Raw genomic sequence first — 12,933 nt, 5'->3', positions numbered from 1 at the left:
CAGCGTGCCGTCCTCATTCACACGGCACACTCGTACAGTCCATCGCGTAAGCATCGACAAGCGACGCGCACGCTTGTGGAGGTGTTCTATGCGCCTCCAGTTTGAAGCTGCTGAATTAATTCGAGCACGCGCTGCCGATCCGGATAGTTCGGATTTGACGTGAGCAACTTATTCCAGGCCTCGATGGCACCCTTTGCATCCTTCTTCCCGTGCCATTTCACAATCCCCATGTTGAATAGGCTGTTGGCGTGATTGGGTTGATAGCCCAGGGAGCGCTGGTACTCTTTCAAAGCACGATCGGCGTCACCCGTGTACCAAATTGCTGTACCCATGTCGGTCCGAACATCGGCATCGTCAGGCTTGATTGCAAGTGATTTCTCGTAATATTCGATCGCCTTCGGATACGCCTGGTTGTCGTAGTAGGCGTTACCAATCTTGTTCAGTAGCTGCGGATCCTTCGGCCGCACCTTCAGCTCATTCAACAAAGGTTCAACGAGTTTAGCGGTCAACTCCGGCGTAGCCTTTGGTTGCGTGAAGGCTTCCGAACCACTGGAGCCGCTCGCCGCGGAGACCGAGCCGGCCGCATTATTCGACGACGGACTTTCGGAGCCGCGCACAAGGTAGCCAACAAATAGGCCAACCACCAGCGTGATCGTAGCCAGTACGTATGACTGCGTAGGGGTCCAGTACCCGGAGGGTGGCTCTTCAACATGTCTGTGATGACGACTCATAATGATTCCTTACGTCTGTTATTTTGCGGCAGTGATCTTTATGACTTTCAGGCTGGTGCCCTCGACCTCACCGGTGACCTGCACATGTTTGCCCGCTAGCTTGTCTAGTTCCGCCGGCGGCGCCTGCAACGTGTAGACCTTGTCCGCAGTGACGAGCGCATACTTGCTCTTCGCCTTGATGCATTGGCGCGTGCACTCTGCATCGGTCTTGCCGGGTATCATATGTTTCCGGCCGCACATGGAGTCCGACACGACTCCTTGAACCGTTTGCTCGGCCCCAAATGCCGGGAAGGCGGCAAGGACGAGCACTATGAGAGCTAAGGCAGTTTTAGTCGCGATTGTCTTCATTATTTGGTCTCCTATCTTGTGAATTGTTTACGCTGTCGGTGTTGGCTCCGGACGCAGGCAAGAAAACTCCAGAAGTGTTCGGTCAGCTTGGCTCCGTCCCTCTTCCAGCATTCCATCCCGGATGTGCAGTACCCGGTGCGCCGAGGCGGAGTTGTCGGAATTATGAGTAACCATGAAAATCGTCTGCCCTTCGCTGTTAAGGCGCAAGAAGACATTCATGATTTCTTCGCCAGTTTTGCTGTCTAAAGTTCCCGTGGGCTCGTCGGCGAGGATAACTGGAGGATTATTGACGAGAGCTCGGGCAATGGCGACCCTTCCTTGCTCTCCACCCGATAGCTGATTTGGAAGGCGGTCTTCCTTCCCAGTTAAACCGACTTGCGACAGCACCGCTAAGCCCCGTTTCTTTTTCTCGGCGTTGCTGAGTTTTACGGTCGCTAGCGGAAGCATCGCGTTTTCAAGTGCCGTCAGGTACGGCATCAGGTGATGCTGCTGAAACACAAAGCCCAGGTATTCCCGGCGAAAATCTGCCCGCCGCTCATCGCCAAGCCCATAAACGTCGACTTCGTCGATGAGAACACGTCCCGTTGAGGGATGATTCATCGCACCTAGAATCGTCAACAATGTGCTCTTCCCTGATCCTGACGGCCCCATCAGGCAGACAAACTCCCCCTCTTCGATCGACACAGAGACGTTGGATAATACATTTACCCGGTGTTGCTCACCGTTACCGTAAGCCTTCGTCACGTTCTCTAATTCTATGAATGCCATTTTCTACTCTCAGATGGAACGCACCGCATCGGCCGGGTCCATGTGGGAGGCGCGAGCGACGGGGTATAGGCTGGCAGCAACACTGACAGCGATGGATGTGATCACGGCAATCACCAAAACGGCTGGCCGTATTTCAGGAGCCGACGTCACTTCCGTGAAGTAAGGCATAGCAATCCAGCTTCCACCGATCCCGAGCATCCAACCAATGAGTCCGCCGAACGCGCTGATGGCCAGCACCTCCAGGATCAGGCCATGGATGATGTGCACTTTCCGGAAACCAATTGCACGCAGGACGCCAAACTCTCGAGTGCGCTCCACAACTGACCCGGTCATCGAGGTAAGTACCATGAGCATGGCGATCAGAAGCACCACGATTGAAACAACGGTCGAGAATCGAGAGAGACGCTGCACCATTTCCATGCGCGCCTTGACTGCCTGCTGGATTGCGGAAACTTTCGCGTGAGGAAGTTTCTCTCGAATCTGAGCGACGATATCGTCAATCGGACAGTCTTTGCATAGTGCGCTAACTTCGATGGCATCAATCTGTCCCACACGTTTCGAGAGTTGCTGCACATGTACGAGTCTCCCGAAGATCATCTTGTCTTCGGGCCCGCCGCTAGGGTGGATCACCCCTGAAACGTGGTGTTCACTGCCTGCAATGCTCACCTGATCGACCGACAATTGAAATTGATCTTCCGAGGTATTGGCATGATGGGATACTCCGGACGCCTGACCAGCAGCAGCTTTTCCTCCATCGGGGGTGATCAATCCGAGGGCTTTTGCTGCCTCGAAACCGACAAGGACATCCGAGTCGTCATTCGGTGCAGCTCCCTCGATGTGCCACCACCTGTGCAGTTTCAGCTCATTCTTGAAGTCGACGCCGGCGAGGATCACCTTCTGGCCATTCACATCAACAAAACTGAGGATTTTCGGTGCAACTGCGCTGAGACGTCCCTTATAGGGTATTTGGTGAATCCTATCTGTGTCCTCGTTGGTGAGTTGATGCAGGTCAAACGCGACACCGCTCACGGCGACGCCGCCATAATCCAGCGAGAGCGTGTTGGATTGAGGAAGGACGAGAATGTTGGCGCCGAAACGATCTAATTGTCCACCAATCTCGTCCTGGATGGAACGGGTCAGCGTGGCAAGCGCCACTACCGTTCCTACCCCGATTGCGATTCCCAAGACAAGGAACAAAGCCTTGCCGCGCCGTCGGTTCAGATTCGCAAAAGCAATCGTGCTTATACGCATAGGAATTGCAACCTAAAAGAGAGCTATCCGCTGCTCGAGTTCGGCGGTTTGAATGACGAGATCGTTGCCCTGGATCGTGCGAGGTATTCCATCAGGATTGCATCCGCCGGTAATCTCATTCACTGCTTTGGAGGGGAAATGGCGGCCACAGTTATTGCAGACCATGTCGTCACCTTCCTGGTGATAACCCTTCTTTTCGCGGAAGCAGACATCGCATGCGTCTGCGGCGGCACGGTAAACCCCATCGGAGCTCTTGATCACGAAGAAGCGGACAACTTTATCGTTGTTGGCTTTGTACTGATAGAACTTGGCGTTCCCATCGCCGACTTCGGAAAGAGGAATTCTGACCTCGTTATTAACGGCAACGACCTGCCGCCCCTTGCTGGAGGCATTTCCGCTTTGCCCAAACACAAGGAAGCCGATTACCAGCGCTGCAATCGCGAGAACAGCTCCAATTGCCAAGCGGAAGCTGTTGTTTTGATTTCGGCTGGAGAACTGTTTGCGTTTTGCCAGCCGTTGTTCACTGTGGTGTGACATATTTAACTCCGATATAAGAATGAGTAAGACGGAGACGCGGACTTTCCGCGTCTCTGAATTCTTTAATTGTCCTTCGTGTCCTTCTGTTTCCCGTTCCCCATGCAGTTCATCTCATCCATACCCTGCATCGCCTCAGACTGCATCATGGGGCACATGCTGATGTGCTTCTTAAGCTGATCTACCAGAGAGCGGACCTCGTCTAATGCCGCCTGTTTCTTCGCCGGCGTGTTCGCCTGCTGAGCATCCGTCACCGCAGTGTCAAGTTTCGTCAAGGTCTCCTGGGCCGCGCTCATGTGGTGATGACAAGCGGACATCATATCTTCTGACGGAGCTGACTGTGACTCCGCTGAAGGCTGCGTGGCGGGCTGGTGATGTTCGTGCTGGGCCCATACTGAGCCGGTCAGGACAACTGAAGCTACCAACACCAGAACTGCACTTCTTGGGTTCATCTACTGTCTCCTTTTTCCCTTCCTTGATTGCACTGCTTCACTTCATCAAAGCCCGATCTGCAATTCTCAAGACATCCTTGCTTGCAATCACAATGGTTCCGCCTTGTTCCGATATTGGCACCTCGGGAAGAGGGCACTGGTTCTTTGCGGTTCTTGCCGCAACGGTGTCGTTCTCAAATCGCATTGGCTGATTGCAGATTCCACAAAACAGTTGGTCCCTTTTTGCGTAACTGTTATGGCCCTGGCGGGAGCAGACCGTGCAACTTGACAGGGCAGCATGAACCCGCCAATCTTTAAGCCGTTTCACAGCGAGGATGATTCCGGTTCCGGAGACATGAAACAGATGTAGTTCACCCAGGTGAAAGTCTGCTGTCTGCAATCGAATCTCACGGGTCTCTGGGATATCGACAACGGCGATGTCCGACCCCTTTGGCCGCTCGTCGATATAGATACGCACGAACACGTACATCAGGGACAGCAACAGAACGCCGCAGAGCGCCCATAAGGGCCAGAAGACATATTTGCCGGCGATCGTCTTTTCTCTCAAGCGGCGCGTCATGGCTACTCTCCTGCATCCATCGAGGCGTAAATCAGCGGACTGTTGCCGAAGCCGACTCGATTACGACCAGCCAGGAAATTGGTGACGCCGAACAGTCTCATCGCCGCCAAAACTGCAGGTACGTATCTCCGCGTCTCTTCCGGTATCGCCCGCTTTAGACTCAGGACGTCAAACTCCCGGGACCCTGAGCGGACGATCGCGCGCGAAATCGTCTCCTCCCCTGCGTTATATGCCGCAAGCGCCAGAGTCCAGTCACCGAATAACTCATAAAGATCACGCAGGTATGCTGTGGCTGCCCATGTCGCCTTCTCGGGATCCAGCCGTTCATCCTTCGACTCGGATACGACCAGCCCGTAGCGCCGGGCTGTGTCCGGCATCAACTGCCACAATCCACGAGCGCCAGCGCGCGACAAGGCGTCCAACTGGCCGCCGCTCTCGACTTTCACCACGGCCAGAACTTCAACTGGAAGCCCCTGCGCCTTCAAGATTGGCTCAATCTGCCTTTGCAGCTCACGCCAGCGAACACTCCGGCTGATTGACGGTCCCGGCTCGGGCCTCTGCCAAGCCACTGCCGGGCCATCAGCCTTGTCGGGGCCAGGCCCTCGCTGAGCGGTGGCAGCCGTTAGGAGGCGGTCGGCGGTCCCGCTCAGTGATTGGTCCAGAGCGGCAAACTGTTCGTCGATGGCACTCGGCGACTGCGCCTTTGCCATGGCTGCCGTCAGTACCAGTGCGAGGACCAAGTTCCATTTGCCATGTATCTTCATTGGCTTCCTCTACGCGTTCGTGAGTTGATCGACCGGAGTGGGTGTCAAGTCGTGCCCATCTTTCAGCCGCGGCTTGACTTCAAAATTCCATTTCCAGATCGCGAAGATTGGCGGGTACACCACCAGCTCCATTAGGAAGGACACGAGGATGCCACCGATCATCGGAGCAGCGATGCGCTTCATTACGTCGGCGCCGCTGCCGACCGACCACATAATCGGCAGAAGACCAAACAACATGCACGACACCGTCATGACCTTTGGTCGCAGCCGCTTGACGGCTCCATGGACAATCGCCTCACGCAGGTCATCCCAGCTATTCATCTTGCCCTTATTGATGGAGTCGTGATATGCAAGGTCGAGGTACAGGAGCATGAATACCGCTGTTTCCGCGTCCACCCCCAGGAGTGCGATCAGTCCTACCCAGACTGCAATGCTCATGTTGTAGTGGAGCAGATAGAGGAACCAGACAGCCCCAATCGCCGAGAACGGCACGGCGAGCAAAATGATGCACGTCTTCACCGCCGATTTCGTATTGAAGTACAGCAGCAGAAACACAATGAACAGAGTGATCGGGAGCACAATTTTGAGCCGCTCCTTCACCCGTTGCATGGATTCATACTGTCCACTCCATACCAATTGGTAGCCGGCAGGAACGCTCACTTTTTCCTGCACCACCTTTTTCGCATCGCTCACGTAGCTGCCGATGTCGCGTCCGGAAACATCAACATAAACGTAGCCGCTGAGCCGTCCATTTTCGTCACGGATCATGCCCGGTCCGGTGCTCAACCGGATATCGGCCAACTGCGCAAGGGGAATCTGCTGCCCGGATGGTGTTCCCACCAGCACGCGCTTCAATGCTCCAATGTCGGAGCGGTAGTCGCGCATATAGCGGACATTCACCGGATAACGCTCGCGGCCTTCGACCGTGGTGGTCACGTTTTCCCCGCCAATGGCTGACATGAGCACATCCTGCACGTCGCTGATGCTCAGCCCGTAACGGGCGATTTCGTCGCGCTTGAGGTCGAAATCGACAAAATAGCCGCCCGTGGTGCGCTCCGCAAAAACGCTCGTGGTACCCGGAACGTTCTTCAGCGCCATCTCGATCTCTTCGCCGATTTGCTGGATTTTGCCGAGGTCTGAGCCCAGGACCTTAATGCCGAGCGGGGTGCGAACCCCCGTGGTCAGCATGTCGATGCGCGCCTTGATCGGCATGGTCCAGGCGTTGGAAATTCCTGGAAGTTGCAGAGCGTCATTCAGCCCGCCAGAGCCATAAATGAGCTGCTGCGTGCTCATGTGGTCTGGCCAGAAGCGCCTCAATGCTCCTTGCACCCAATTCGGCGCCCACTTCGAATACCACCGCGGCTGTTTCGGCCACTCCGACTGCGGCTTCAAAACGATGACTGTCTCGAACATCGCGAACGGAGCGGGGTCGGTGGCGCTCTCCACCCGTCCGGCCTTGCCGAACACCGACTGCACTTCCGGAAAGCTCTTGATGATCTTGTCCTGCACTTGCAGGATCCGGCTCGCTTCCGTGATTGACATTCCCGGAAGTGTCGTCGGCATATAGAGCAGCGTGCCCTCATCCAGCGGCGGCATAAACTCCGAGCCAAGCTTGAAGAACACCGGAATCGTGACGACCATTGCGACGATCGCCACCGCGATAGTCTTCCATTTGTGCTCCAGCACGAACTCACATACCGGGTGATAGATCTTCATCAGCGGCCGGCTGATGGGGTGATTTTCTTCTTTGTGAATCGTCCCGATAACGAATGCCGACAGAAACCGTGACAACCATGCTGGCCGGAAGCTGAAGGGGCGCGTGCGGCCAAACAGCAGTCCTACTGTCGCCGGTACCAGCGTGATGGCAAGCACCGCCGCAATTGCCATGGAGAAGTTCTTGGTAAACGCCAGCGGCTTGAACAGCCGCCCTTCTTGCGCTTCCAGGGTGAACACCGGCAAGAACGAAACTGCAATTACCAGCAAGGCAAAGAAGCTCGGACCACCCACCTCCTTGACGGCGGTCACAAGAACGGAGTTGCGGCTCTCGACGCGGCCCTCGGCTTCCCAATGTTCCAGCTTCTTGTGGATCTGTTCGACCATCACCACTGAAGCATCCACCATGGCGCCAATGGCCACCGCGATTCCGCCAAGCGACATGATGTTCGCCGTCATCCCCGAGAGCTGGATCGGAATGAAGGCGAGCACGACAGCGATCGGGATTGTTGTGATCGGAATGATGGCACTCGGGAAGTGCCACAAAAAAATAAAAATCACAATGCTAACGATGATCAGTTCTTCCAGGAGCGTGTGTTTGAGGTTTTCGACCGACCTGTCGATCAACTCAGAACGGTCGTAGACAGGAACGATTTTCAAGCCCTTGGGGAGGGTTGGCTGAAGTTCGGTAATCTTGGCCTTGACGCGCTCAATGACTTTCTCTGCGTTCTCGCCGAAACGCATGATCACCACTGCACCGACGGTTTCTCCCTCTCCATTCAGTTCGGCCACTCCGCGCCGGATGTCGGGACCGAAAGTGACGGTCGCCAGGTCTCCCACTCGAACCGGCGTGCCAGTCTGCGGATTGTTCATGACGACGATATTGCGGATGTCATCGAGGGAACGTATGTAACCACGTCCCCGCACCATGTATTCCCGCCCGCTGAATTCGATCAGGCGGGCGCCAATCTCGTTGTTTCCTTGCTTAACCGCATCGACGACCATATTGATCGGGATCTTGTAGCCGAGCAGCTTATTCGGATCAATGTTGATCTGATACTGGCGAACAAACCCGCCCAGCGGAGCCACCTCGGCTACCCCGGGTACAGTTTGCAGGGCGTACCGGAGATACCAGTCCTGGTAGGAGCGCATCTGGTCGAGCGAATACTTGCCGGTCGTGTCCACCAGCGCATACTGATAGACCCAGCCGACCGCAGTCTCGTCCTTCGCAAGTTCGACGTTCACTCCTTGTGGCAACTTCGGGACGACGGAGCTGAGGTATTCCAGGGTGCGCGAACGCGCCCAATAAAGATCGGTTCCTTCGTCGAAGATGATGTAGACGTAGGAATACCCGAAATCGCTGAAGCCCCTTATGTCCTTCACCTTGGGCAGTCCGAGAAGGGCGGTGGTGATGGGATAGGTGACTTGATCCTCAATGATGTCGGGGCTCCTGTCCCAGCGGGCATAGACGATTACCTGCGTGTCCGACAAGTCGGGGATGGCATCCAGCTTGGTATTCTTGAGCGATTGCCAGCCGAACAGCACACCAACTGCGATGAACAGTAAGACGAGGAACTTATTATGAGCGCAGATTTCAATGAGCCGGTTAATCATTGGGGTTTGACCTCTCCAAGCATTTCTTGCAGGTTGTGCAGCACACCGCCGTTTCGAGCGACGAAGGCGTCAGCATCTTCTTTGCGGGCGAAGGCAAAAGTTCCAGGCGAGCAGCGGTCGAACGCCAGACGTTCCACCTGTCGATCCTGATCCACCATCGCCATATCGTGATTGCATGCAACGGCGCGGCTGTCCTCCACGTACCAGGCGCGCTCGGGAGGCAGTTGCCGACCAGTGGTGTAGTCGGTCACGGAGATCAGCCGCAAAGCCTTGCTTTCCTGTCTCGCTTCCGTGATCGCGCAGCGGGCACAACACACGCGTCGCGTCCTCCCGCCTACCTCGGCGACGACTCCGAGATTGGGTTGGATTGGGCGATTGCAGAACCCGCACACCGTCTCGCTGTGTCGCTTGACCTTCCATACACCCGCAATCAGGAGGCCGCCGACCACGACCAGTAACATCAGGCCTGCAATGGAAATTTTCTTCGCCATCTCTCTCTCCTCAGTGCTTCATGCCGCCCATGGCGTCCTTCAGCTGGCTTTCGGAATCGATCAGGAAATTGCCGCTGGTAACGATGCTTTCACCGGGCTTCAGGCCCGCCAGTACGACCACCTTCCCGTCCAGGCTTGGTCCGACCCGGATCTTTCGGGGCTCGAAGTAACCATCCCCCCGCGCGACAAATACGACTTGCTCATTTCCCGAATCCAGCACCGCCTCCTGCGGAACCACGACTTGGGTCCCATAGTTGATCTGTAGGCTGACGTTTGCGAACATCTGTGGCTTGAGTTCGAATTTCGGATTGGGAAACTCGATGCGTACTCTTACGGTGCGGGAGATGGGGTCAACCGTCGGGTAGATGTAGGTGATCTTTCCGGTGTAGGTCTTCCCGGCGTAATAGCTGAGATTCATGTCGGCCGTCTGGCCGATTTTCACGAACGGCACTTCGTACTCGTAAATATCCGCATTCACCCAAATCTTCGAAAGGTCCGTGATCTGGTAGAGATCCATATCGGGAGTAATAGCGGTCTGCGGAAATGCCTTGCGGTCCATGACGAAGCCGCTGACCGGAGAATAGAAGGTCATGTACTTACTGACCTCCCCGGTTTCATCCAGTTTTTTGATTTGATCGTCACTGATGTCCCAGAGTTTCAGCCTCTGACGCGCGGAGTCGAGCAACGATTGAGCGCCTTGCGATACTTCTTTGAAGTCGGACTTTCCCATGGCCTTGTCACCGCGCTTGGCAATGAGGTACTCCTCTTGCGTGGCTACCAAGTCGGGGCTATACACGGTGAACAGGGGTTGCCCTTTCTTTACCAGTTGGCCGACGTAATCCACGTACACCTTATCTATGTAGCCATTGATCTTGACGTGCACATGCTCGATCCTGGTTTCATCGGCAGTGAGTTGACCTGTCGTTCGCACCGTGCGCACCAGCGGTTCGCGCTCCACGGTGCCCATTCGCACGCCGATCAGTTGTTGACGTCGGGTGTCCACATGGACTGTGCCCGCAGGCGGCGGTCCTGCTGTGCTGTCCTCCGCGTACTGGGGGATCAAGTCCATACCGTCCGGTGCCTTGCCGGGCTTGTCATAGTGGTGGGTAGGGTTCATGGCGTCGTACCAGTAGAGGACTTTGCGTTCACCGGGCGGGGCGGACCCAACCGATTGCTGGTCGGTGCTCCCAGTTCCGCCGCCATCGTCTGCATACTTCGGCACCAGGTCCATGCCGTCGGGGGCCTTTCCCGGCTTGTCATACGTGTGCGTCGGATTCATCGCGTCATACCAATAGAGAACTTTCCTTTCTCCAGGCGGTGTAGAGGGCCGGGACGCGGCTTGGCCGGAGCCTGATGACTGGAAGGTAGCAACAATCTTCCCGCGATAGATAAAGCCGAGGATACTGACGGCAACGACAACCACGATGAGAATTACGCTCTTGCGAACCATGATTCTGTGCTCCTATTAGGTCTCATAACCGGCTTCCGCTCAGCGCTCTCGATTTCTTTGCGCAGTTCATGAAGGGCTTCAACAATTTGCTGCCTTACGGCTTCGGGCAGCTTGGCAAATGCTTTCTTCAAATCGGCGAGGAGGGCGGGGTTCTCGGAATGCGACATAGCTACCTCTTCTCTGTTTGAATGCTGGTTGTCTGCTTCGTCACGGACGGGTCGGTCCCGGTGAGGGCTTCAATCCGCGCTAGGGCTGTCTGGTAATTGGCGAGCTCTCGGTAGTAGTCCACCTGATAGTTCAGCAACGTCGTGAAATTGCCAAGGACAGTGAGGAAGTCGACATTGCCAACTTGGTATGCCGACATCGAGGACTCGAGCGCGAGTGAAGACTGTGGAACAACACCTTGGGAATACAGGCGTAGCAGCTGGTCAGACGCTTTGGCTGAGAGGTACTGTTGTTTTAATTCAAAGTTCAGCTCGTTCTGTCGATTGTCACGGCTGCGCTCTGCGCTGATACGTTCCTCTGTTGCCTGGCGGACCGCCTCGCGCTGCTTCGTGCGGTAAAAGATCGGAATATTCACGCCGAAAGTGGCGCCATTCATGTCGGGCATCCCTGGCCGCTGTTGATACATGTAGCCGACACTGAAATCAGGGTAGTAATCTCTTTTCGCCAGACTTACTGCCACGGCACTCCGTTGCACCATGGTCTGTTCCCTCTGGAGTGCGGGATCTGCCGACCGCGCCTGCGCGTACAATTCGTCGAGAGTCACTGCGAGCTCCGCTGGTGACAATTCTGCGGCTGGAGGCAGCGGTGCATCGGGATCTCGAGCAAGAAGAGTATTGAGCCGAACCTGAGCTGTCTTTTTCTGCTGTTCGAGAACTGTCAGCTTCTGCAACAGCAACGAAATCTCAACCTGCGATTTCAGCACGTCCTGTTGAATGCCCTTGCCAACCCGATAACGGGCTTCAGCGATACTCGCAAGTTTCTGGAGAAGATCCCTATTCCGCTGCGTGGTCTGAATCGCTTTATCCTGGAAGAAATAGTCGTAATAGGCCGTTTTCAAATCGGTGACGACGCGACGGCGGACTGCTTCATAATCCCAGTTCGCAGCTTCGACTTCCTTGCTAACCACTTCTCCCCGCAGCTTTAGCTTTCCGGGGTATGGAAACTGCTGCGATACGGTGATCGCTCGCGAACTAGACGGATCGCCGTTCTGAACGCTGAACGGAGTGAGATTGCCTGCCCAGCCGACAGAGGCTACCGGATCGGGCAAGGTTTGCACTTGCGGTATCCGCCGTTTTTGAGCTTCGACTTGGTGGAAGGCGGCCTGAACGGCCGGATTCTTCTGCAGTCCTTCGCGGATAACGTCGTCGAGTGTTAGTACGCCCGGCGGATTCCCCACGCCTTGTTGCGCGACCAAGACCTTGGCCTGCGCCTGGGACTTTGGACCATCGTCAGCGGCGAAGACCCAACTCGCAGATACCCACATCACGAACAGGAACAGCCCTAGTTTCTTCATGTGTTCACTCGTAATCTTGAATTCACGGTCGATCCAAATGCGCCGGGCATTTGGTATATCGAAAGTTCAGTAGCTTAGTGTTTGGGGACACAACTACGCGAGAGACAGAAAGGACGGGATCAAATCCGGAGTATTTGGCTGGAGAGTCGGTCGAACGCGGAAAAAGAACAGATGAGAGAACTTTCTGCGAATGCTCCAGATTCCAAATCTGCCGTCCCTGCGATTTCAGAAACGGGAATAACGCTCGCACCCGCAGGTACCTGTAATTGCACCGTTGCTTCTGGACGCGAGGTGGATACGTTGCAGCAATTCGCAGGGAGAAGAGCCTTACTTAGGATTTGATGCTGCTCCACACTACCGCTCGCGTGCATCATCATAGGACAATCTGGAGCGCAGTGTTGCGTTTTTCGATCATTCTGCTGCGCGCGAACACAGCGTGCGCACAGTGGCAGTGATCCCAGAACCATTAATGCTGCCAGCACCACCACAACGAATTGGAACTTTCGCGTCATCGTTTTAAGTTCAGGATATTCCGCTGAGTCACCCGCGTCTGTGACTCCGATCACAGTCGTATTCTTAGGCCAGCGTTTGTCTCTGGTGAGTGCACTTGGAATGCCAAAACACCGAGGCTATTTTTGTGCTACGGCCTACCAATCCGTTAGAAATTCTGGCCCCAGCTGCCTGAAATCAGGCAGTGCATGGCGCAAATCATCCGGTCAGGGACGCTCTGAGAACCCAG

12 protein-coding genes are annotated in these 12,933 nt (G+C 55.5%); 1 reads left to right on the top strand and 11 read right to left on the bottom strand.

The window, feature by feature from the left end:
• Positions 1-86 precede the first annotated feature (86 nt).
• Genes ROO76_15340 through ROO76_15325 form a run of 4 tightly spaced genes read right to left on the bottom strand, consistent with a single transcriptional unit; the run spans position 87 to position 3,002 of the window.
• Positions 87-731, bottom strand: coding sequence for a tetratricopeptide repeat protein (locus tag ROO76_15340; protein MDT8069537.1), 645 nt, complete (start codon positions 729-731; stop codon positions 87-89).
• Between the two features lie 18 nt (positions 732-749).
• Entirely contained in the window at positions 750-1,079 is a 330-nt protein-coding gene (locus tag ROO76_15335; GenBank protein ID MDT8069536.1) for a hypothetical protein, read from the bottom strand.
• 27 nt (positions 1,080-1,106) lie between these two features.
• Entirely contained in the window at positions 1,107-1,847 is a 741-nt protein-coding gene (locus ROO76_15330) for an ABC transporter ATP-binding protein (GenBank protein MDT8069535.1), read from the bottom strand.
• Positions 1,848-1,856: 9 nt separating this feature from the next.
• Entirely contained in the window at positions 1,857-3,002 is a 1,146-nt protein-coding gene (locus ROO76_15325) for an ABC transporter permease (protein ID MDT8069534.1), read from the bottom strand.
• On the opposite strand from ROO76_15325, the gene ROO76_15320 reads away from it, so the two are divergent.
• Positions 2,952-3,632, top strand: a complete 681-nt coding sequence (locus ROO76_15320) for a hypothetical protein (GenBank protein ID MDT8069533.1) — start codon at positions 2,952-2,954, stop codon at positions 3,630-3,632. The two genes, ROO76_15325 and ROO76_15320, sit on opposite strands and share 51 nt — an antisense overlap.
• A 65-nt stretch (positions 3,633-3,697) precedes the next feature.
• On the opposite strand, the gene ROO76_15315 is transcribed toward ROO76_15320, so the two are convergent.
• From ROO76_15315 to ROO76_15285, 7 genes are all read right to left on the bottom strand, one after another.
• A complete protein-coding gene (locus ROO76_15315; GenBank protein MDT8069532.1) occupies positions 3,698-4,084 on the bottom strand; it encodes a hypothetical protein in 387 nt (128 codons plus the stop codon).
• A gap of 37 nt (positions 4,085-4,121) precedes the next feature.
• On the bottom strand, positions 4,122-4,643 hold the full coding sequence (locus ROO76_15310) for a Fe-S-containing protein (GenBank protein MDT8069531.1): 522 nt from the start codon (positions 4,641-4,643) through the stop codon (positions 4,122-4,124).
• 2 nt (positions 4,644-4,645) lie between these two features.
• Positions 4,646-5,407 (bottom strand): lytic transglycosylase domain-containing protein, encoded by a 762-nt coding sequence (locus tag ROO76_15305; GenBank protein ID MDT8069530.1) that lies wholly within the window; start codon positions 5,405-5,407, stop codon positions 4,646-4,648.
• 9 nt (positions 5,408-5,416) lie between these two features.
• Positions 5,417-8,734 carry a CusA/CzcA family heavy metal efflux RND transporter gene (locus ROO76_15300; protein ID MDT8069529.1) on the bottom strand — a complete coding sequence of 1,106 codons (3,318 nt, stop codon included), beginning with the start codon at positions 8,732-8,734 and terminating at the stop codon, positions 5,417-5,419.
• Positions 8,731-9,225: a hypothetical protein gene (locus ROO76_15295; GenBank protein ID MDT8069528.1), complete on the bottom strand. Its 495-nt coding sequence runs from the start codon at positions 9,223-9,225 to the stop codon at positions 8,731-8,733. The genes ROO76_15300 and ROO76_15295 overlap by 4 nt, the downstream gene beginning before the upstream one ends.
• A gap of 10 nt (positions 9,226-9,235) precedes the next feature.
• Positions 9,236-10,675 carry an efflux RND transporter periplasmic adaptor subunit gene (locus ROO76_15290; protein ID MDT8069527.1) on the bottom strand — a complete coding sequence of 480 codons (1,440 nt, stop codon included), beginning with the start codon at positions 10,673-10,675 and terminating at the stop codon, positions 9,236-9,238.
• A gap of 169 nt (positions 10,676-10,844) precedes the next feature.
• Positions 10,845-12,194 carry a TolC family protein gene (locus tag ROO76_15285; GenBank protein ID MDT8069526.1) on the bottom strand — a complete coding sequence of 450 codons (1,350 nt, stop codon included), beginning with the start codon at positions 12,192-12,194 and terminating at the stop codon, positions 10,845-10,847.
• Positions 12,195-12,933 lie beyond the last annotated feature (739 nt).

The organism is Terriglobia bacterium (genome assembly GCA_032252755.1).
GTDB lineage: Bacteria > Acidobacteriota > Terriglobia > Terriglobales > Acidobacteriaceae > JAVUPY01.
Note: the sequence above shows the minus strand (reverse complement) of the source record. Positions and strands in the feature narration are given on the sequence as shown.